This window comes from Aeromonas finlandensis, from assembly GCF_000764645.1.
Lineage (GTDB): Bacteria > Pseudomonadota > Gammaproteobacteria > Enterobacterales > Aeromonadaceae > Aeromonas > Aeromonas finlandensis.
In genome coordinates this window covers 76,067-95,033 of the sequence record NZ_JRGK01000032.1, presented here as the reverse complement: position 1 = coordinate 95,033, position 18,967 = coordinate 76,067, and the positions used below count along the sequence as shown (strand labels likewise).

Sequence of the window (18,967 nt, the reverse complement as noted above, 5' to 3'; positions counted from 1 at the left end):
AAACAAAGCCCCGCACTGCTGCGGGGCTTTTTATTGTCTGCTGTGCCGATATGACAGGCTTCGGCGCTTAACGAATGCCGCGCGCCTCGCGGACCCACTCCCAGGCTTGCTGGATCTCCTGGGTCTTCTCCTTGGCCATCTCCATCATCTCCGGCGGCAGCCCTTTGGCGGCCAGCTTGTCCGGGTGATGCTTGCTCATCTCCTTGCGGTAGGCGCGCTTGATATCCTGATCGCTGTCGCTCTCGCTCACCCCCAGCAACTGGTAGGCATTCTTGAGGCGATCCGCAGAAGGCACCTCCTGCCGATACTGCTGGCCACCGGAATGACCACCCTGATACTGACCATGGGCCTGATTGAAGAAGTTCATCTGCGCTTCGGCCATCGCCAGAATACGGGCCAGCTCGATGCGACTGAAACCCAGCTCGTCGGCGATGGTATGGAGAATGGCGCGCTCGCCCTCCTCTACCCGCCCGTCGGCAAAGGCCGCCTGCAGTTGTACCTCCAGAAAGAAGCGCAGAATGTCGCGCTGCCCGAGGCTGGCGCGACGAAACTCGGCCAGGGTCTCACGCAGCGGGAAGTCGGCCTCTTTACCGAGACGAAACGACTCCTGCGCTCGGGCACGCTGTTCGCCTGCCAGCCGCATCCGATCCATCAGGTTGGAGGCAACCCGGATCTCCTGCTCGGTCACCTGACCGCTGGACTTGGCGATGTGGCCCATCACCGAGAAGGTGGCGTGGAAGAAGACGGCTTGCTGCTCCTGACTCGGGCCGCGACGAAACGCCCCCTGCAGCCCCATGCCACGGTCGAAACGGTGGCCGATCCAGAGGCCAATCAGGGCACCAATGATATTGCCGAGCAAAAAACCGAAGAAGGCGCCCAGCACCTTACCCCAAATACGCATGGTTCAAGACCTCTTGAAGTTAATGAGTGCGGGCCTGGAGCTGGTCATCCAGCTCGCGCAGTCGATCGACAGTGCCAATATCGCGCCACTCGCCAGCGAGCAGGCTGCCGCCCACCCGCCCTTGTGCCATCCACTCCCGCAGCAGCGGCGCCAGCTTGCGGGCGCCGCCGGCGAGACCGGCAAAGGCCGCCGGATCATATAGTCCGACCCCACTGAAGGTAAACGCTGGCGTATCCATGACTCGCCCGGCTTGCAGGGCAAAGTCCCCGGTCGGATGTTGAGGTGGATTGGGCACTAGCCAGAGGTGGGCCAGATCATCGCCAAGGGGCTGACTGACCAGAGTGTGATAATCGAGATCGAGCCAGGTATCGCCGTTGATCACCAAAAAGGGTTCGGAGCCCAGCAGCGGCAGCGCCTGCACGATGCCGCCCGCGGTCTCCAGCGCACTCTCCTCGGCCGACCAGTGGATGGTCACGCCGAGCGCACTGCCATCGCCAAGGGTCTCGACCAGCTTGTGGCCGAGCCAGGCGTGGTTGATCACCAGTTCGGTCACCCCGGCGGCTTTGAGCTTTTCGATGTGATGGACGATGAGCGGCTTGCCCCCCACCGCCAGCAGTGGCTTGGGCAGCAGGTCGGTCAGCGGGCGCATCCGCTCGCCACGGCCAGCGGCCAGGATCATCGCCTTCATGGTTTTACTCCAGCGTTGGCCATCCCGGGCAACACCACCTGCTCCAGCCACTGGCCGAAACTGGCCAGTACCGGATAGGCGCTACCGTGAATGCGACAGACATCCACCACGTAACCGAGGGTACGGGGAATATCCTTGAGATAACCGGACTTGCCATCGCGATGATAGAGCCGGGTGAAGATCCCCGCCGCTTTCAGGTGGCGCTGCATGCCGGTCAGGTCGGCATCACGACGGAAACTGGCATAATCGCGCTCGCCAAGCAGACCCGCCAGTTGCAGGGTGGCAAAGCCATGGCGCATCCCTTCATCGATCACTTCGTCCGGCCAGCGTACGTAGCAATCTTTGAGCAGGGAGACCAGGTCATAACTCAGGGGCCCGATCACCATGTCCTGAAAATCGATGATGGCAAGGGTGCTGCTCTCGGGGGTATCACCGCCACACACCATCAGGTTGCGACTGTGAAAATCCCGGTGCATCACCCCTTGCGGCTGGGCCAGATTGCAGGCGGTGAGGCAGGCAAAAGTCTCATCCAGCAGTTGCTGCTCTTCATGGCTCAGGATCAGTTGCAGATGATGGCCAAGCAGCCACTCGGGGAAAATGCTGTTCTCTCGCGCCATAAAGGCCGCATCGAAGGGTTCGAGCGCCAGGTCGACCGCCCCCAGTCGGGGCAGCAGATCAATCGCCTTGCCATACCAGGCCAGCACCGTCTGTTCATTCAGACAGCTGATAAGCTGGGTATCGCCCAGGTCACTGACCGCCAGCAGGCCCTGTTCGTAGTCCACCGCTTTCACCTCTGGCGCCAACAGCTGACGCGCCAGCAAGGCGGCGGCATTACGAACAAATTCATGATTTTTTTCGGTTTTAGGATTGGCATCCACCCACACCAGGCCACCACCACGATAGTAGCGGCGGAAGCTGGCATCACCGGAAATGAGGGTCAACTGAAGATTGGCATCACCGGAAATACGGCGTGCCCACTGCAATAGCAGGGAATCGCGATCGTGCATAAGTAGAGGACCAAGGTGGAAAGCAGCACTTGGCTGTTAGCCCTGGCCGCAATAATGCTTTATCATTGCCGGCTAACATAAAGCAATGACATGCAATGTCAACTCGATGAAACCTGTCGTAAAATGCATGCCTTGGATCAACCGTATCTATCACGGATTGCACGAGTCTTTCACATGACAAAATGGACACTGGGGTACCGCTATCCCATCGCCCTGACTATCAGCCTGGCCCCCGCCCTGACATCCATGATGGTTCAGGCGGCACCGTTTGAAACGCCGCCGGCCACCGGGATCCTCGATAGTCTCTGCTATGACTATGTTCCCAAGATAGAGAAGCCTGCATCGGGTCAGGATGCCAACGCACAGCCAGTCGAGGTGGATGCCGACCGTCTCGAGGCCAAACAGGGCGGCACCGCCGTCTATGAAGGTGACGTCAAGGTTCGTCAGGGTGTTCGCAAGTTTGACTCCGACTATGCCCAGCTCGATCAGAAAAGCCGGGATGTCATCGCCATCGGCAACATCTATTACAACGACGGTCAGGTGACCGTCACCAGCGACAAGACCCTCAAATCCAACCTGGATACCAAGAACTCCGAACTGGAAGAGGGCAAATATCAGGTGCATGGCTCACCGGTGCGCGGCTTTGCCAAGCGCGTGGTGATGACCAACAACAACCAGAACATCACCATGGAGGGGGCCCAGTACACCACTTGCCCCCCCGGTCAGGAAGTGTGGACCCTCAAAGCGGGTAGCATCGACATCGACCAGAAAGAGGTGTTCGGCGAAGCCTGGAATGCCAGCCTCTGGCTCTATGACTATCCGGTCTTCTACTTCCCCTATATCAACTTCCCCATCAAGGATGAACGGAAGACCGGTCTGCTCTATCCCGGCTATACGCAGAGTTCCAGCAACGGCATGGATATCACCCAGCCCTTCTACTGGAACATAGCCCCCAACTACGATGCCACCATCACCTCGCGCTTCATGGACAAGCGCGGCCTGATGGAGCAGGTAGAGTTCCGCTACATGCCGGACCCCGCCCACGCAGGCATCCTCTACTTTGAAAATCTGGCTGACGACAAGCAGTATGACGCGGGCAATCCCAGCTTTACCAATCCGTCAACCGGCACCCCGTACCTCTCGGATGGCCATCGCTACCTGATGAACGTCCGTCACGGTTCCGCCCTGATGGATGGATCCCTGCGTTTTGGCCTGGACTACACCCAGGTGCGGGAGAAGGATTACAACTACTTCAACGACTTCAGCCCGCAAGTGGGCACCCAGGTCGACAGCCAATTGCAGCAATCCTTTACCGCAGGTTACTACCAGCAGAACTGGAACCTCACCTCCGAGGTACGCCGCTACCAGATCCTGAGCCCCTACGCGCTGCTCCCCCACGAGATGCTGCCGCGTATCGACTACAACTACTACCAGCAAGGCAATTGGTTCGATCTGGCCTGGAACAGCGAGCTGACCAAGTTTGGTTACGACAGTGGCAGCGCCAGTGTCCAGCAGGCGGGTGAACGCTACACGGCAACCCGCTTCCATCTGGCACCGACCCTGACCGTTCCGTTGGTGGATGCGCCGGGTTACTTCCTCACCAGCCAGTACAAGCTGATGTTTACCTCCTATAACCAGGAGGTACCAAGAGATCTGGTTGGCGTGGATCGCAGCCGCTTCACCGACTCCAGCACTGGCCAGCTCACTCTGAAGGATGGGACCGTCAATCGCACCCTCCCCTCATTCAGACTCAAAGGCGGGTTGAACTTCGATCGCCCGCTCAACTGGTATGATGGCAAGGGGACCCAGACCCTGGAGCCCGAGTTCCAGTATCTCTATGTTCCTTATCGGGATCAGAATGATATCGGGATCTACGACTCCACCACCACCCGTCAGGACTACTACAGCCTGTTCAGTGATCGCCGCTACGCCGGTCTCGACCGCATCAGCGATGCCAACCGAATCACCGTTGGCCTGACCAGCCGGGTTTATGACAATGTGGGCGATGAGCGGTTGCGTCTGGCTGTTGCCCAGGCATTCGAGATGACACCACCCAAGGTGCGCCTCTACCCATCTGATCCCGAGAGCACTAACGCCCGCTCCCTGCTCTCGTTTGAGGGGGATGCCCGGATCACCGAAAAATGGTTTGCTCATGCGGGCACCCAGTACGATACCTCTGAGAGCGAGTTCACCGCGGCCAACAGTGCTGTCGAATACCGCCACGAGAAGTTCATCAGCCAGATCAACTACCGCTTCATCAAAGACGGTAACAAGAACTACTACAACACAGCCATGACTGAGGATTTGAGTCAGGCCGGTCTGGTGGTAATGGCCCCGATCGCTGATCAGTGGCAGATGTATGGTGGCTACTACCGGGACATCCAGCAAAACGTCAATATCGACCGGAAAGTGGGCGTCAAATATGACTCCTGCTGCTGGAGCATCAACTTGAGTCTGGAGTGGCACAACCAGCCAGACAACATCACCCTGAAGCCCACCTCCGAGAAATCGATCGGCCTTCAGTTCGAGATGAAGGGACTTGGCAGCGTGGGTACCGGTGGCCGCAGTGTCACGCTGGATACCGAGCTGTTGCCCTATGTTCGCCCGTTTAATCTGAAAGACCAGCAATGATGCTGGTCCAGCCTTGAGAGATGGATATGAAAAAGACCCTGATTGCCCTGCTGACCGCGGGAATGTTCGGCGCCATGAGCCAGGCCGCACTGGCTGCGCCCGAGCTGATGGACAAGGTGCTGGCCGTGGTCAACAAGGACGTGGTGCTGTCCAGTCAACAGGACGCACTGGTCAACAAGGTAAAACTCTCCGCCCAAGAGAGCGGCCAATCACTGCCTGACGATGCCACCCTGCGCAAACAGGCGCTGGATCGCCTGATCCAGGAGAGCCTGCAACTGCAACTGGCCGAACGCCAGGGGTTGAAGATCAGCGACACCCAGCTGGAACAGGCTATTCAGGGCATCGCCGCCGACAACAAAATGACCCTCGAGCAGCTGCGGGCCCAACTCGACCGAGAAGGGCTGACCTATGCCCAGTATCGCGAAGAAGTACGCCGCGAAATCCTGATGAACGAGGTACGCCGCAATCAGGTACGTCGTCGCATCAACATCTCCGAACAGGAGGTGAAGCAGGTGGTGGAGATCCTGAAAAAACAGGGTCAACAGCAGAACGAATACCACGTCGGCCATATCCAGATTGCCCTGCCGGACAACCCCACCGCCGCCCAGCTGGATGCCGCCAAGAGCAAGATCGAGCGCATTCTGGCCGCCCTCAAACAGGGTGCAGACTTCCGCAAACTGGCCATTGCCGAGAGTAACGGTCCCAAGGCGCTGGAAGGGGGAGACTGGGGCTGGATGAGCCCGCAAGAGATGCCGACCCTGATGGCAGAAGCGGTGCAGGGTGCCAAGAAGGGCGACATCGTCGGCCCGCTGCGCTCCGGCGCCGGCCTGCACATCATCAAGGTATTCGACACCAAGGGTCAGCAGCAAGTGATGCAGACCGAGGTGAAGGCCCGTCACATCCTGATCAAGCCCTCCATCATCCTGAGCGAAGAGAAAGCCAAGGGGATGCTGGACGGCATTCTGCACGACATCAAGAGCGGCAAGGCCAACTTCGCCAGCATGGCAGAGAAGTACTCCGAAGATCCGGGCTCTGCGGTGCAGGGTGGCGAACTGGGCTGGTCTGATCCCAACGTCTATGTGCCGGAGTTCCGTGACATGGTCAACCGCCTGCAACCGGGACAGATCAGTGCCCCGTTCCGTACCAGCCACGGCTGGCACATCGTGCAGGTGGAAGATCGCCGCAGCCAGGATGCCACCGACAAGGCGCAGGAGCAGCGCGCCTACCAGCTGATCTACAACCGCCGCTTCGTGGAAGAGTCCCAGGCGTGGCTGGATGAGCTGCGTGACGAGGCCTACATCCAGATCGAAGGAGCCGGTAGCTGATGAGCTGCCGTCGCCTTGCCGTTACCCCGGGCGAACCGGCCGGGATCGGCCCGGATCTGGTGCTGCAAATTGCCCAGCAGGATTGGCCCCACCAGTTGGTGGTCATCGCAGATCCGGCGCTGCTGCGCGAGCGGGCAGCCCTGCTGGGGCTCAACATCGAGCTTGAGCTCTATGATGCGGCCGCCTCTGCCCACCCGCAGCGGGCGGGCACCCTGACCGTCTGTCCAGTCACGCTCGGCGCCCCCGTGGTGCCGGGCGAGCTGAACGAAGGCAATGGCGCCTATGTGCTGGCGACCCTGCAGCGCGCCTGCGATGGCAACCTCAGCGGCGAATTTGCTGCCGTGGTGACCGGGCCGGTGCACAAGGGGATCATCAACCAGGCCGGCGTCTCGTTCAGCGGCCACACCGAGTTCTTTGCCCAGCAGTCAGGCACCGCCGATGTGGTGATGCTGCTGGCAACCGAGGGGCTGCGGGTCGCGCTGGCGACCACGCATATTCCGCTGGCCTATGTGGCGATGGCCATCACCGAGGATCGCCTCGGCAAGGTGATCCGGATCCTCAACGAGGATCTCGCCACCAAGTTTGGCATCGCCAAACCCCGTATTTACGTCTGCGGCCTCAATCCCCATGCCGGGGAAGGTGGCCATCTCGGACGTGAAGAGATTGATGTGATCGAACCCGCTCTGGCCAATCTGCGCCAGGAGGGGATCGATCTGGTCGGCCCCCTGCCGGCCGACACCCTGTTCCAGGAGAAATACCTCAAGGATGCGGATGCGGTACTCGCCATGTACCACGACCAAGGGCTGCCCGTGCTCAAATACAAGGGCTTCGGCAGTTCGGTCAATATCACCCTGGGGCTTCCCTTCATCCGCACTTCGGTGGATCACGGCACTGCGCTGGATCTGGCAGGCAAGGGCCTGGCGGATTCAGGCAGCCTTGTCACCGCGATTAACCACGCCATCAAGATGGTAGAGAAAAAAAGATATGAGCAGTAAGGTGCAGAGCAATAAGGTGCACATGGGTCACACGGCCCGTAAGCGTTTCGGTCAAAACTTCTTGCACGACCGGTATGTGATCGACCAGATCGTCGCAGCCATCAACCCGCAGCCGGGTCAGAATCTGGTGGAGATCGGCCCGGGTCTGGCCGCGCTGACCGAACCGGTCGCCTCCCAGATGGACAAGATGACCGTGGTCGAGCTTGACCGGGACTTGGCAGCTCGCCTGCGCGAGCACCCGACCCTCAAGGACAAGCTGACCGTCATCGAAGCGGACGCCATGCGATTCGACTTCGGCACCCTGATGGGGGAAGGCAAGCCGCCGCTGCGCATCTTCGGCAACCTGCCCTACAACATCTCCACCCCGCTCATCTTCCACCTGTGCGAATTTGCCGACCGGGTTGAAGACATGCACTTCATGCTGCAAAAGGAAGTGGTATTGCGGATGTGTGCCGGTCCTGGCAGCAAAGCCTATGGCCGCCTGAGCGTCATGGTGCAGTACTACTGCCAGGTGGTGCCAGTGCTGGAAGTGGGCCCGGGCGCCTTCAAACCGGCGCCGAAAGTGGACTCTGCCGTGGTGCGCCTGATCCCGCACAAGAACCCGACTATCGTTGCGAAAGACATGCGCTGCCTGAGCCGCGTCTGTACCGAGGGCTTTGGCCAGCGTCGCAAGACCATTCGCAACAGCTTCTCCAACTTCATCACCGACGCCCAGCTGACCGAGCTTGGTATCGATGGCAACCTGCGTCCGGAGAACCTCTCCCTCGAGCAGTTCGTCATCATCGCCAACTGGTTGGCGGATCAGCAACAGGCCTGATCCTGTGGCTCAGCCGCACATCGAGATCCGCCCATACCCCGTGTATGTGGCGGAATCCAAAGACCCTTACCAGTTTCACTATCTGATCGAGATTGAGAATCTGGGGCCCGGCCCGGTGCAACTGCTGCACCGGCGCTGGCTCATCACCGATGCCAATGGCAAGATGCTGGAAGTAGAAGGTCCGGGCGTGGTCGGGGAACAACCCGTCATTGCCGAAGGGGAAACCTACCGCTACCAGAGTGGTGTGCCACTGGCGACCCCGCTCGGGGTGATGGAGGGGAGTTACACCCTGCAAGATGGCTCTGGCCAGCAGTTTGAGGCGCCCATCGCCCCCTTCACGCTGGCCATCCCCAATATTATCAACTGAGGTTTCATGGCGAACTGTTTTGTCGGTGACATCCAGGGCTGTTACGACGACTTGCGCCGTCTGCTGGATCTTGCCGCGTTCGATCCCGACAAAGACGTGCTCTGGCTCTGCGGCGACCTGGTCGCCCGCGGCCCGGACTCCCTCAACACATTGCGCTTCGTCAAGGCGTTGGGCAACCGCGCCGTCGCCGTGCTTGGCAACCACGACCTGCACCTGCTGGCGGTCGCCAATGGCGTCGCGCCGCTCAAGAAGAAAGACAAGCTGCAAAGCCTGATGGATGCCCCTGATCGGGATGAACTGCTGGAGTGGCTGCGCCACCGTCCGCTGCTGGCCGAGCATCCGGATCTGCCCATCATGATGGTGCATGCCGGTATCTCCCCGGCGTGGGATGCCCGCACCGCCCGCAACTGCGCCCGCGAGGTGGAGAGCCTGCTGCGCGGTGACCAGTACAGCTGGCTGCTGCACAACATGTACGGCGACCAGCCCGATGGCTGGAAAGATGATCTGGTCGGGATCGACCGCTACCGCTACATCATCAACACCTTCACCCGGATGCGATTCTGCTATTTCGACGGTCGTCTCGACTTCAAATGCAAGAAGGGGCCCAAGGAGTCGACCCCGGGGCTGCGTCCCTGGTTCGAACAGCGGGAGCACCACGTAGATGACCCCATCCTGGTGTTTGGCCACTGGGCAGCCCTGATGGGCAACACCGGCAAGAGCGATATCAAGGCGCTCGATACCGGCTGCGTCTGGGGCAACAGCCTTACCCTGTGGCGCTACGAAGATGATGCCCTGATCGCCACCCCCTGCCCGGTTCACGCCAGCTAGGCAGAGCGCAGCAATCAGGCGTCGCTGCCGCACGGATTGCCAAAACCCGCATCAATAACAAAGCCCGGCAACCTGCCGGGCTTTCTGTTTTTTATATTGATGATGGATGAATATCATCAATATAAAAAAGACTTACCGTTTGTACAAAGATATATTTTCAACATGCCGAATACTAACTAATGAAATATGACTGATTTTATTACAAAAGGATGCTTAATAATTTAAATTTCCAGCTATAACCAAGCGGTGTAGAGAGGATAGTTAACCACATGAATTGGCCTGTCGATAGGTTAAATATAAATTTAACGTACGCCCCCAAAGCACACCGCTAATAACGCCACTTAAAACACCAAAAACAACATTGAACCACAATGAAAACCTTAACTCAGGCTCCATGTTCAAAAAAATATTCAATGTGTACTTTATAATGAAAGTAATTATCACAAAAAAGATAACCCACTGAGTGCCAGGCCAGATAATTAAATTAGTACCCTCTTTATTCCTCAACTGAGGTCCACCGCTCGAAAGACACCAGCCAGTCCAATAGCCTGCCATCAGCCCCACCAACATAGCAGCCAAACCCCAGAATAAGAAAGCCAGTTCATCTATCACGGAGATTCCACCCCACAAGAGAAAGAACAGTGGCATAATGAATAATCCTTTAACATTCATCTCTCTATCACGTAATGCATTTATCCCTGTAGCAATGAGAAAAGCAAACAGAGCCCAGACCCATACTGGTGTGTCAGCTAAAATATTTAAAAGCAACATACCACCATCCTTAACTAAAAATACAAAAAATGTTACATGACGATAATAGCCATATGTGACTTTTATTCACGAAATGAATTCGCTGCAAGCCAAGGATATTTGGCAGCGACAGTTCTCAAAATAGAATTACTCCACATCGTGGACATGCCCATATTCAGGGATATTAGCTATGATGCTGTAATATAAATATGGGCAGATGTGTGATCGTGTTGAGATTACAACTTGCGCCCCAGCCGCTTCTCGATCTGGCGCCGCTCCCACTCGGGGCCAAACAGCTTGAAGGGCTGAAACACCCGAATGGCATGGGAGGCAAGCCCCAGCCCCCAACCCAGGGTTGGCCACCAGGCCCAGATATACTCCGGATTGCTCAGGTAGTTGATGACAAACAGCCCGCAGATCACCACCACATAGCTGGCGACATGGTGATAGAAGCCCTTGAGCTCCTCCACATAGCGCATCGCCGCCCGCTCCTCTGCCGATACCTGCACCGCATCCTGACCCATAGTGTCACTTCCTCTCATCTCGCGCTCCTGTTGCTCTGACCCATCCAGTTGAGCCACATCGAGTTCAAAGACGGAGGCCAGGGCCTTGAGAGATTCCAGTCCGGGTTGCTGCCCCTGCTCGATCCGCTGGATAGTGCGGACACTCAAACCAGTCAACGTCGCCAACTGATCCTGGGACCAACCCCGTTGCAATCTCAACTTCCTGACGATCATCTCGCACTCCTTGTGGTAATTGACAGGGCCAGCATAGGGCTTGCGCCGCGAAAGGTGACACGACAGATGGCCGACATCTATCTGACAGTCCTTTAAAATCAGATGGTTAAGATTTAAAGCTTGTCAGTCAGCCACTCGTTCCCCCAGATATTGAACAAACCGTAGCAGATAACCATCGGGATCCTGCAGCAAAAATTCGCGCTGCCCGGCCAGCATCCCGCCCACCGGATACCAGACCTCAGTGGGCTGCCGGAACAGCGCAGTGCCGGCGCGCTGCAATCGGTCGAGTAGCGGCTGAATATCGGTCAGCTCCATCTGCAGATTGATCCCCCGACCGAACGGTGGTTCCAGTGTACCGACCTGCCAACCCGCCGAATGAACCTGTTCCAGCATCAGCTGTACCTGTTGCTGCTCCAGATAAACAAAAGGAGGGTCATCGCGCCGATAGCGGACTGAAAAGCCCAACAAGCCGGTGTAGAACGCCAGAGAGCGAGCCAGATCGGTGACCGACAGCTCCGGCACCATGGGGCTCCAATAGACCTCATCCACCACGACAGTTGGATTCGTCATGGCTTAGAGGCTCTGCATCAACTCGGCAGCGATCTCGAATGAGCGCAGCCGTGCCTGATGATCGACGATGGGGCCATTGAACATCAGCTCATCGGCACGGGTTTCCGCCAGCAGCGCCTTGAGACCGTGACGAACCTGCTCAGGATCCCCCACCAGAGAGCGGGCCAGGGTCTGCTCCATCGCCATCAGCTCACGGGGCGCCCACTCGTCACCAAGCTGGACAACCGGCGCGGGCAGCTTGCCCGCGTCACCGCGATGGAGACGCAAGAACTGCTGCTGCACGGTGGTGAACTGGAAGCGGGCCTCACGCTCGCTGTCGGCGGCGATCATGTTGATGCAGACCACCGCATGGGGCTTGGGCCAGCGAGCAGAGGGACGATACTGGCTGCGGTAGATCTCCAGCGCTTGCAGCAACATGGCAGGGGCGAAATGGGAGGCAAAACCGAACGGCAAGCCCATCGCCGCCGCCAGTTGCGCGCTGTAGAGGCTGGAGCCCAGCAGCCAGATGGGCAGATGCAGCCCCTGACCGGGCACCGCTTGCACTGCGCCGATCTCGTCGCCAAAGTAACTCATCAGCTCGCGCACATCGGCCGGGAAATCATCCACCTCGCCACTGCCCATACGCCGCAGCGCCCGCATGGTGCGCTGATCGGTACCGGGCGCACGGCCCAGGCCCAGATCGATGCGGTCGGGATAGAGAGAAGCCAAAGTGCCAAACTGCTCGGCAATGACCAGCGGCGAGTGGTTTGGCAACATGATGCCACCCGCCCCGATCCGCAACGTGGTGGTGGCCTCAGCCAGATGACCGATCAGCACCGAGGTGGCGGCACTGGCAATGCCCGGCATGTTGTGATGCTCGGCCAGCCAGTAGCGCTGGTAACCCCAACCCTCGGCATGGCGGGCAAGATCCCGCGAACGGCGAAACGACTCGGCAGGCACAGAACCTTCGGCCACAGGCACCAGATCGAGCACGGAATAAGGGACGGCAGACATAAAGACACTCCATTGCATCACAATTTGCTAACAGAGCTGGCACTCTACCATGAGATGTTCGAACGGAACACATTTGCCCCTGATGGCATGACGGATGAAGCAAAACGCCAGATGCAAAAAGGCCACCCCGCAAGCGGGATGGCCTTTTTCAGCACGACTGCGCGATCAGAACAGCAGGTGTGCTACCACGGCGATAACCGGCAAGGTGACCAGGGTACGCAGCAGGAAGATGACGAACAGCTCCCACAGCTTGACCGGGATCTTGCTGCCCAGCAGCAGGGCACCCACTTCCGACATATAGATGAGCTGGGTCACCGACATGGCGGCAATCACGAAGCGGGTCATGTCGCTCTCGATGGTCGAGGCCAGCACCGCCGGAATGAACATGTCGGCAAAACCGACCATGATGGTCTTGGAGGCCGCTTCCGCCTCCGGCAGTTGCAGCAGCTCCAGCAAGGGGACAAAGGGCGCCCCCAGCCAGTTGAAGATGGGGGTGTGTTCGGCCAGCATCAGGGCACAGGTGCCGATCGCCATCACCACCGGCAACACGCCAAACACCATATCCAGCGCATTCTTCACCCCTTCCCGCGCGACGGCGCCCAGGTCGGTCATGCTGTCAGCTTTGGTCAGTGCGCGCTCGAAACCATAGCTCATCACGCTGTGCTGGTGTGGCACCGCCTCCTGCTTGCGGCACAGGGGAGTGCCATCGGCATAGATGTCCTTCTTCCAGCAGAGCGGCGGCAGACGCGGCACCACAATGGCTGCGACCACGCCTGCCAGGCTGACAGTCAGGTAGAAGGGGACGAACATGTGCTCCAGCTTCACCTAGGCGATCACCACCAGACAGAAGGTGATGGAGACCGCGGAGAAGGTGGTGCCGATCACTGCGGCTTCACGCTGGGTATAGAACTTCCCTTCGTACTGCTTGCTGGTCAGCAGGATACCGACACTGCCATCGCCGAGCCAGGAGGCAGAGCAGTCCACTGCGGAGCGACCCGGCAACCGGAAGACCGGACGCATGATGCGGGTCATCATGGTGCCGACAAACTCCAGTAGCCCGAAATCGAGCAGCAACGGCAGCAGCAGACCGGCAAAGAGGAATACCGAGAAGAGCACCGGCAGCAGATCATTGAGCACCAGCCCACCGGTTGCGCCAGAATACAGCACCTCTGGCCCCACCTGGAAAAAGGTCAGCAGCACGAAGATACCGCCCAGCACCCGCACACAGGCCCAGAAAGGGGATACATTGAACAAACTGTTGAGGAAAGGACGGCGCACCAGAATCGCTGGCTTGAACAACCAGGCAATCACCGTCATCAGCATGGTGGTGGTGATCACCGCACTGACCATAGCGACCAGATAATCGGCAAACACCCGCTGAACCAGCTTGGCCAGCACGGCCACCGGGATAGTGACATTACCGTCGTAGACGACCGGCGTCATGAACAGCAGGATCCCGATGAGTGACGGAACCAGAAACATCAACAAGTTACGGCGGGTATTGACCGCAGGTACTTCGAGACTTTTTTCCAACATGATATGACTGCCCTAATGTTACTTTCCCCCAACCCGGCCAACCTGCGTATTCATGCGTTAACCGGAAAAAACGGGCGCAAGAATACTCTAAAAAAATGCACAAACAAGCCTTTAATGGAGAAATTAACGCATAAATATTTCATTAGGCAAATCTATCATAAAAACAACTGGATATAGCAACGCATATCGATTCAATCGACATCGCCAGTCACTTGTTTCGTTAGTGTTGATTTTGGTGGGTAATCTCATCGGTTATGAATGACAGGCAATAAGTGATATTGAAAACAGACCTAATCAACTGCCGCTCGATAGACATAAAAAAACCGGAGCCTGTTCAGGCTCCGGTTTTCAATGAGAGTGGCGGGGATCAGTCACGAACATAGATGACTTCAACGCCATCATCTTCGTCGTCATCCCAGTCGTCGTCATCAAGCCCTTCGTCGAAGGCAACAGAGGCAGCCAGTGCTTCTGCTTCGGCCTGGGCCAGCTGGTTCTTGTGGTAGTCGTCCCACTTGAACTCCACCTTCTCGATCGCCTCTTTGGCATCCTGCTCCAGTTGACGGGGCATGGTGTCCAGCAGATCCAGAATGTCGTAGCAGACCTTCTTGGTACCTTCCTTGTTGATGGCGGTAATGGCGTAAACCGGCCCTTCATGGTTGAGGGCAGCTTTAACACGATCCATCACTTCCTGGGCTTCTTCTTCCAGGATCAGATCCATCTTGTTGAACACCAGCCAGCGCGGCTTGCCTGCCAGCTCGGGGCTGTATTTTTCCAGCTCATTGACGATGGTCACGGCATTTTCAGCAGGATCGGAACCATCGATCGGGCAGATGTCTACCAGATGGAGCAGCACGCGGCAACGCTCGAGGTGCTTGAGGAAGCGAATACCCAGACCAGCGCCTTCGGCTGCACCCTCGATCAGACCCGGAATATCCGCGATCACGAAGGAGCGAGAGTTCTCACCACGCACCACACCAAGGTTTGGCACCAGGGTGGTGAAGGGGTAATCGGCCACTTTCGGACGCGCAGCGGAGACGGCACGGATAAAGGTAGACTTGCCCGCATTGGGCAGACCCAGCATACCGACATCAGCCAGCAGCAGCAGCTCAAGCTTCAGGGTACGCACTTCACCCGGAGTACCGTTACTCTTCTGACGCGGAGCCCGGTTGACGGAGCTCTTGAAGCGGGTGTTGCCCAGACCGTGGAAACCACCCTTGGCAACCATCAACTTCTGACCATGACTGGTCAAGTCGCCCAGTCGCTCACCGGTATCCTCGTCGCTGGCGCGGGTTCCGACAGGAACGCGCAGGACCTTGTCTTTGCCACGATGGCCAGTACAGTTGGCACTGCGACCATTCTCGCCACGCTCGGCGGCGTGGAAACGCTCAAAACGGTAGTCGATCAGGGTGTTGAGGTTCTCGTCGGCCAGCAGATAGACATCACCGCCATCGCCACCGTCACCGCCATCCGGACCACCGTTGGGGACATACAACTCCCGGCGAAAACTGACACAACCGTTACCACCGTCACCGGCATCGACTCGAATCTGGACTTCATCAACAAACTTCATAGGTAACCGTCACCTTAATTCGAAAAACCGATACGCAATTATAGTGGTACAGACCCCTGCGGGCGATACGCATCTTGGCAATCCACGCCCCTGTCGGAGCCCGGGTCATCTGCGTTCCGTTTTTTCGTCAGCTATTCAGAAAAACAAAAGCCCCGCCTGTTGGCGGGGCTTCGGATCCTTGCGGTCCGTAATTACTCAGCAACGATGCTAACGTACTTACGATTCAGCGGACCTTTAACTTCGAACAGGATTTTACCAGTCGCGGTTGCGAACAGGGTGTGATCCTTGCCCAGACCAACGTTGGTGCCAGCGTGGAACTTGGTGCCACGTTGACGAACGATGATGCTACCAGCCAGAACTGTTTCGCCGCCGAAACGCTTCACGCCCAGGCGTTTAGCTTCAGAATCGCGACCGTTACGGGATGAACCGCCAGCTTTTTTGTGTGCCATTTATCGGACTCCTCTAATTAAGCGCTGATGCCAGTGATTTTGACTTCAGTGAACCACTGACGGTGGCCCGCTTGCTTACGATGGTGCTTACGACGACGGAACTTGACGATAGTCACTTTCTCGCCACGGCCGTGAGCCACAACTTCAGCTACAACCTTGCCACCTTCAACGAAAGGAGCACCTACTTTAAAAGTGTCGCCTGCAGCAACCATCAGAACTTCGTTGAAGTCGATAGTAGCGCCAGTCTCAACGTTCAGCTTTTCCAGACGAACGATTTGACCTTCGGCCACACGGTGTTGTTTTCCGCCGCTTTGGAATACCGCGTACATTTGATTAACTCCGTAAAGGCATGTCTTTTGCTCAAGGCTAGACATGCGCAAAAACCTATAACAATGGGCGGGCATTCTACGCAAATCGATCTGCTCAGGCAAGGCCATTTTAGCAAAAAGTTTATTTTGTGCGCATATCTGCCGCCGTGGATAAACGCCTAACTGTAACCCATTGTGAAATCGTGTAGAATCCCTGCCATTACTAAAATCGCAGTTATTGCTGCTGTCACGTTACGAGACTTATGGACCAACAGACTATCCGTGCGCTCTGTGCCGCCGACATGACGGCGGTCAATGAACTGATCCTGGCCCGACTCCAGTCCGACGTTAGTCTGATTAATCAGCTGGGTTTCTACATTGTCAGCGCCGGCGGGAAACGAATGCGCCCCATGCTGACCGTGATGGCTGCGCGTGCGCTGGGCTATGAAGGTGAGGATCACCTGAAACTGGCCGCCATCATCGAATTCATTCACACCTCTACCCTGCTGCATGACGACGTGGTCGACGAATCCGACCTGCGCCGCGGCCGGGAGACCGCCAACGCCATGTTTGGCAATGCCGCAAGCGTGCTGGTCGGTGACTACCTCTATAGCCGCTCCTTCCAGATGATGGCCGAACTCTCCAACCTGCGGGTGATGGAGATCCTCTCGGATGCCACCAACACCATCGCCGAAGGGGAAGTGTTGCAGTTGATGAACTGCAACGATCCGGACACCACCGAAGAGAGCTACATGACGGTCATCTACTGCAAGACCGCCAAGCTGTTCGAGGCAGCCACCCGGCTCGCCGCCGTGCTTACCCATCAGCCCGACGCTGTCGAGCAGGCCATGACCGATTACGGCAAGTATCTGGGCACCGCGTTCCAGATCATCGATGACGTGATGGACTACTGCTCCCAGAGCGAAGAGATGGGCAAGAACGTCGGTGACGACCTGGCTGAAGGCAAACCGACCCTGCCATTGCTGCGCGCAATGGAAGTGGGCAACCCGGAAGAGCGCCAGCTGGTGCGCGATGCCATCGAGCACCGCAACGGCATGGAGCATCTCGACCAGATCCTCGGCATTCTCGACCGTACCGGCGCGCTGGAGTACTCCCGCATGCGGGCCCGTGAAGAGGCCGACAAGGCCATTGCCGCCCTCGCCATCCTGCCGGACTCCCCGCACAAGCACGCACTGGAAACACTGGCGCACATGGCCGTGCAGCGCAGTGCCTGAGTAAACGACATGCATGAAAAAAGAGGCCGTTGGCCTCTTTTTTATTGTCTGCTTTCTGGTGGACTGTGCATTGCGCCAGACTCAGCGACTCAGCATCCAGAGGATCACGCTGCCAGCTACCACCAGCGAGCCGCCGATACGACGCAACTGCTCCGGTGGCTGGTCGCTAAGCAGCCGCAACATCTGCTGCCATGCCCTGGGCATCAACAGTGGACCGAGCCCCTCGAACAACAACAGCAATCCCAACCCCATCAGCATGGATGTCAGCATCTGACCCCCTTCAACACAACCAGCCACCGGGGTCGACAGCTGGCGTTGGCGCCAAAAACAAAAGGGTCTGACAATGCAGACCCTTTGAATGTGACCTCGTGGCGATTACTGCTTGGTGCCGTGAGGAGACTTGAGGTAACGGAAGAACTCGCTGTCCGGCTTCAACACCATCAGGTCGTTGCCACCGGCAAAGCTCTTGCGATAGGCCTCCATGCTACGCACGAAGCTGAAAAACTCGGGGTCTTTCTTGTAGCTGTCGGCATAGATCTTGGCGGCTTCCGCATCTCCTTCACCACGCAGCTGGCGAGCGTTACTCTCGGCGTCAGCGATCATGACGGTCACCTTGCGGTCGATATCGGCACGCAGGATTTCAGCCTTCTCGCGACCCTGAGAGCGGTGCTCACGGGCGACTGCGGTACGTTCGGCACGCATACGCTGGTAGATGGAGTTGGAGACTTCCACCGGCAGGTTGATCTGCTTGATCCGCACATCCACCACCTTGATACCGAGCTCGGAGGAGCGCGCCATCTTCTTCAGGGCATCTTCCATCACGGTACTGCGCTCACCGGAGACGATGTCCTTGATGGTGCGGTTACCGATCTCGGAACGCAGACCGTTGTTGATCTTGCGCTTGAGCAGATCTTCAGCCTGCAGTTTGTTGCCACCACCAGTTGCCAGGTAGTACTTGGAGAAGTCCTCGATCTTCCACTTCACATAGGAGTCGATGATCAGGTCTTTCTTCTCGGAGGTGACAAAACGGTCGGCCTGGCTGTCAATGGTCTGGATGCGAGCATCCATCTTGCGAACCTGGTCGATGAGCGGCACCTTGAAGTGCAGGCCCGGCTCATAGAGGCGGGGCTCACCGGAGTCAATCCGCTTCACCTTGCCAAACTGCACCACAATCCCCTTCTGACCTTCATCAACGATAAAGACAGAGGAGAAGCAGACCATGGCCGCGACAGCGATTGCACCAATAGCTAGCTTTTTCAT

The 18,967-nt window shown here is 57.7% G+C and carries 19 protein-coding genes and 1 pseudogene; 7 read left to right on the top strand and 13 right to left on the bottom strand.

Going from position 1 to position 18,967, the window contains the following annotated elements; translation table 11 throughout:
* Window positions 1–67: 67 nt before the first annotated feature.
* Genes djlA through LD28_RS0104590 form a run of 3 tightly spaced genes read right to left on the bottom strand, consistent with a single transcriptional unit; the run spans window position 68 to window position 2,596 of the window.
* Complete coding sequence (gene djlA, locus LD28_RS0104600) at window positions 68–901, bottom strand: co-chaperone DjlA (RefSeq protein ID WP_033135832.1); 834 nt, start codon at window positions 899–901, stop codon at window positions 68–70.
* 19 nt (window positions 902–920) lie between these two features.
* Complete coding sequence (gene murU, locus LD28_RS0104595) at window positions 921–1,589, bottom strand: N-acetylmuramate alpha-1-phosphate uridylyltransferase MurU (RefSeq protein WP_033135831.1); 669 nt, start codon at window positions 1,587–1,589, stop codon at window positions 921–923.
* A complete protein-coding gene (locus LD28_RS0104590) occupies window positions 1,586–2,596 on the bottom strand; it encodes an aminoglycoside phosphotransferase family protein (RefSeq protein ID WP_033135830.1) in 1,011 nt (336 codons plus the stop codon). Before LD28_RS0104590 ends, murU begins: the two co-directional genes overlap by 4 nt.
* 174 nt (window positions 2,597–2,770) lie before the next feature.
* Here LD28_RS0104590 and lptD point away from each other — a divergent pair, with 174 nt between their 5' ends.
* The 6 genes from lptD to LD28_RS0104560 are packed head-to-tail and all read left to right on the top strand — an operon-like array spanning window position 2,771 to window position 9,559.
* The gene (lptD, locus tag LD28_RS0104585; protein ID WP_033135829.1) at window positions 2,771–5,227 is read left to right on the top strand and encodes an LPS assembly protein LptD; all 2,457 of its coding nucleotides are present in this window, start codon (window positions 2,771–2,773) and stop codon (window positions 5,225–5,227) included.
* A gap of 26 nt (window positions 5,228–5,253) precedes the next feature.
* Window positions 5,254–6,552 (top strand): peptidylprolyl isomerase SurA, encoded by a 1,299-nt coding sequence (gene surA / locus LD28_RS0104580; protein WP_033135847.1) that lies wholly within the window; start codon window positions 5,254–5,256, stop codon window positions 6,550–6,552.
* Complete coding sequence (gene pdxA, locus LD28_RS0104575) at window positions 6,552–7,547, top strand: 4-hydroxythreonine-4-phosphate dehydrogenase PdxA (RefSeq protein WP_033135828.1); 996 nt, start codon at window positions 6,552–6,554, stop codon at window positions 7,545–7,547. Before surA ends, pdxA begins: the two co-directional genes overlap by 1 nt.
* On the top strand, window positions 7,537–8,364 hold the full coding sequence (rsmA, locus tag LD28_RS0104570; protein ID WP_033135827.1) for a 16S rRNA (adenine(1518)-N(6)/adenine(1519)-N(6))-dimethyltransferase RsmA: 828 nt from the start codon (window positions 7,537–7,539) through the stop codon (window positions 8,362–8,364). The genes pdxA and rsmA overlap by 11 nt, the downstream gene beginning before the upstream one ends.
* Before the next feature lie 4 nt (window positions 8,365–8,368).
* Window positions 8,369–8,731, top strand: a complete 363-nt coding sequence (gene apaG, locus LD28_RS0104565) for a Co2+/Mg2+ efflux protein ApaG (protein ID WP_033135826.1) — start codon at window positions 8,369–8,371, stop codon at window positions 8,729–8,731.
* 6 nt (window positions 8,732–8,737) lie between these two features.
* On the top strand, window positions 8,738–9,559 hold the full coding sequence (locus tag LD28_RS0104560) for a symmetrical bis(5'-nucleosyl)-tetraphosphatase (protein WP_033135825.1): 822 nt from the start codon (window positions 8,738–8,740) through the stop codon (window positions 9,557–9,559).
* 261 nt (window positions 9,560–9,820) lie between these two features.
* Here LD28_RS0104560 and LD28_RS0104555 read toward each other — a convergent pair whose 3' ends face one another.
* The 8 genes and pseudogenes from LD28_RS0104555 to rplU all read right to left on the bottom strand — a co-directional run bounded on the left by LD28_RS0104555 (window position 9,821) and on the right by rplU (window position 16,493).
* On the bottom strand, window positions 9,821–10,330 hold the full coding sequence (locus tag LD28_RS0104555; RefSeq protein ID WP_033135824.1) for a DUF6622 family protein: 510 nt from the start codon (window positions 10,328–10,330) through the stop codon (window positions 9,821–9,823).
* A gap of 215 nt (window positions 10,331–10,545) precedes the next feature.
* The gene (locus LD28_RS0104550; protein ID WP_033135823.1) at window positions 10,546–11,046 is read right to left on the bottom strand and encodes a 2TM domain-containing protein; all 501 of its coding nucleotides are present in this window, start codon (window positions 11,044–11,046) and stop codon (window positions 10,546–10,548) included.
* Between the two features lie 123 nt (window positions 11,047–11,169).
* On the bottom strand, window positions 11,170–11,616 hold the full coding sequence (locus LD28_RS0104545) for a bleomycin resistance protein (protein ID WP_033135822.1): 447 nt from the start codon (window positions 11,614–11,616) through the stop codon (window positions 11,170–11,172).
* Between the two features lie 3 nt (window positions 11,617–11,619).
* Entirely contained in the window at window positions 11,620–12,609 is a 990-nt protein-coding gene (locus LD28_RS0104540) for a luciferase-like monooxygenase (protein WP_033135821.1), read from the bottom strand.
* A gap of 165 nt (window positions 12,610–12,774) precedes the next feature.
* Window positions 12,775–14,145 (bottom strand): annotated as a pseudogene (locus LD28_RS0104535) (YjiH family protein).
* Window positions 14,146–14,512: 367 nt separating this feature from the next.
* Entirely contained in the window at window positions 14,513–15,715 is a 1,203-nt protein-coding gene (gene cgtA, locus LD28_RS0104530; protein WP_033135820.1) for an Obg family GTPase CgtA, read from the bottom strand.
* Between the two features lie 191 nt (window positions 15,716–15,906).
* Window positions 15,907–16,164 carry a 50S ribosomal protein L27 gene (rpmA, locus tag LD28_RS0104525; protein ID WP_005339028.1) on the bottom strand — a complete coding sequence of 86 codons (258 nt, stop codon included), beginning with the start codon at window positions 16,162–16,164 and terminating at the stop codon, window positions 15,907–15,909.
* Between the two features lie 17 nt (window positions 16,165–16,181).
* The gene (rplU, locus tag LD28_RS22130; RefSeq protein ID WP_005304210.1) at window positions 16,182–16,493 is read right to left on the bottom strand and encodes a 50S ribosomal protein L21; all 312 of its coding nucleotides are present in this window, start codon (window positions 16,491–16,493) and stop codon (window positions 16,182–16,184) included.
* A 242-nt stretch (window positions 16,494–16,735) separates the two neighbouring features.
* Here rplU and ispB point away from each other — a divergent pair, with 242 nt between their 5' ends.
* The gene (gene ispB, locus LD28_RS0104515; protein WP_033135819.1) at window positions 16,736–17,707 is read left to right on the top strand and encodes an octaprenyl diphosphate synthase; all 972 of its coding nucleotides are present in this window, start codon (window positions 16,736–16,738) and stop codon (window positions 17,705–17,707) included.
* 81 nt (window positions 17,708–17,788) lie between these two features.
* Here ispB and LD28_RS22125 read toward each other — a convergent pair whose 3' ends face one another.
* Together LD28_RS22125 and hflC are read right to left on the bottom strand one after the other, a co-directional pair.
* Entirely contained in the window at window positions 17,789–17,977 is a 189-nt protein-coding gene (locus tag LD28_RS22125) for a DUF2065 domain-containing protein (protein WP_005339036.1), read from the bottom strand.
* A gap of 105 nt (window positions 17,978–18,082) precedes the next feature.
* Window positions 18,083–18,967 (bottom strand): protease modulator HflC, encoded by an 885-nt coding sequence (gene hflC, locus LD28_RS0104505; RefSeq protein ID WP_033135817.1) that lies wholly within the window; start codon window positions 18,965–18,967, stop codon window positions 18,083–18,085.

Bases quoted from the DNA above. Each gene is read 5' to 3' on its own strand.
- murU (WP_033135831.1), bottom strand. From the start codon at position 1,589: ATGAAGGCGATGATCCTGGCCGCTGGCCGTGGCGAGCGGATGCGCCCG.
- rpmA (WP_005339028.1), bottom strand. From the start codon at position 16,164: ATGGCACACAAAAAAGCTGGCGGTTCATCCCGTAACGGTCGCGATTCT.
- LD28_RS22125 (WP_005339036.1), bottom strand. From the start codon at position 17,977: ATGCTGACATCCATGCTGATGGGGTTGGGATTGCTGTTGTTGTTCGAG.
- LD28_RS0104560 (WP_033135825.1), top strand. From the start codon at position 8,738: ATGGCGAACTGTTTTGTCGGTGACATCCAGGGCTGTTACGACGACTTG.
- rplU (WP_005304210.1), bottom strand. From the start codon at position 16,493: ATGTACGCGGTATTCCAAAGCGGCGGAAAACAACACCGTGTGGCCGAA.
- cgtA (WP_033135820.1), bottom strand. From the start codon at position 15,715: ATGAAGTTTGTTGATGAAGTCCAGATTCGAGTCGATGCCGGTGACGGT.
- surA (WP_033135847.1), top strand. From the start codon at position 5,254: ATGAAAAAGACCCTGATTGCCCTGCTGACCGCGGGAATGTTCGGCGCC.
- lptD (WP_033135829.1), top strand. From the start codon at position 2,771: ATGACAAAATGGACACTGGGGTACCGCTATCCCATCGCCCTGACTATC.
- LD28_RS0104545 (WP_033135822.1), bottom strand. From the start codon at position 11,616: ATGACGAATCCAACTGTCGTGGTGGATGAGGTCTATTGGAGCCCCATG.
- hflC (WP_033135817.1), bottom strand. From the start codon at position 18,967: ATGAAAAAGCTAGCTATTGGTGCAATCGCTGTCGCGGCCATGGTCTGC.
- pdxA (WP_033135828.1), top strand. From the start codon at position 6,552: ATGAGCTGCCGTCGCCTTGCCGTTACCCCGGGCGAACCGGCCGGGATC.
- LD28_RS0104540 (WP_033135821.1), bottom strand. From the start codon at position 12,609: ATGTCTGCCGTCCCTTATTCCGTGCTCGATCTGGTGCCTGTGGCCGAA.
- ispB (WP_033135819.1), top strand. From the start codon at position 16,736: ATGGACCAACAGACTATCCGTGCGCTCTGTGCCGCCGACATGACGGCG.
- LD28_RS0104590 (WP_033135830.1), bottom strand. From the start codon at position 2,596: ATGCACGATCGCGATTCCCTGCTATTGCAGTGGGCACGCCGTATTTCC.
- LD28_RS0104555 (WP_033135824.1), bottom strand. From the start codon at position 10,330: ATGTTGCTTTTAAATATTTTAGCTGACACACCAGTATGGGTCTGGGCT.
- rsmA (WP_033135827.1), top strand. From the start codon at position 7,537: ATGAGCAGTAAGGTGCAGAGCAATAAGGTGCACATGGGTCACACGGCC.
- djlA (WP_033135832.1), bottom strand. From the start codon at position 901: ATGCGTATTTGGGGTAAGGTGCTGGGCGCCTTCTTCGGTTTTTTGCTC.
- LD28_RS0104550 (WP_033135823.1), bottom strand. From the start codon at position 11,046: ATGATCGTCAGGAAGTTGAGATTGCAACGGGGTTGGTCCCAGGATCAG.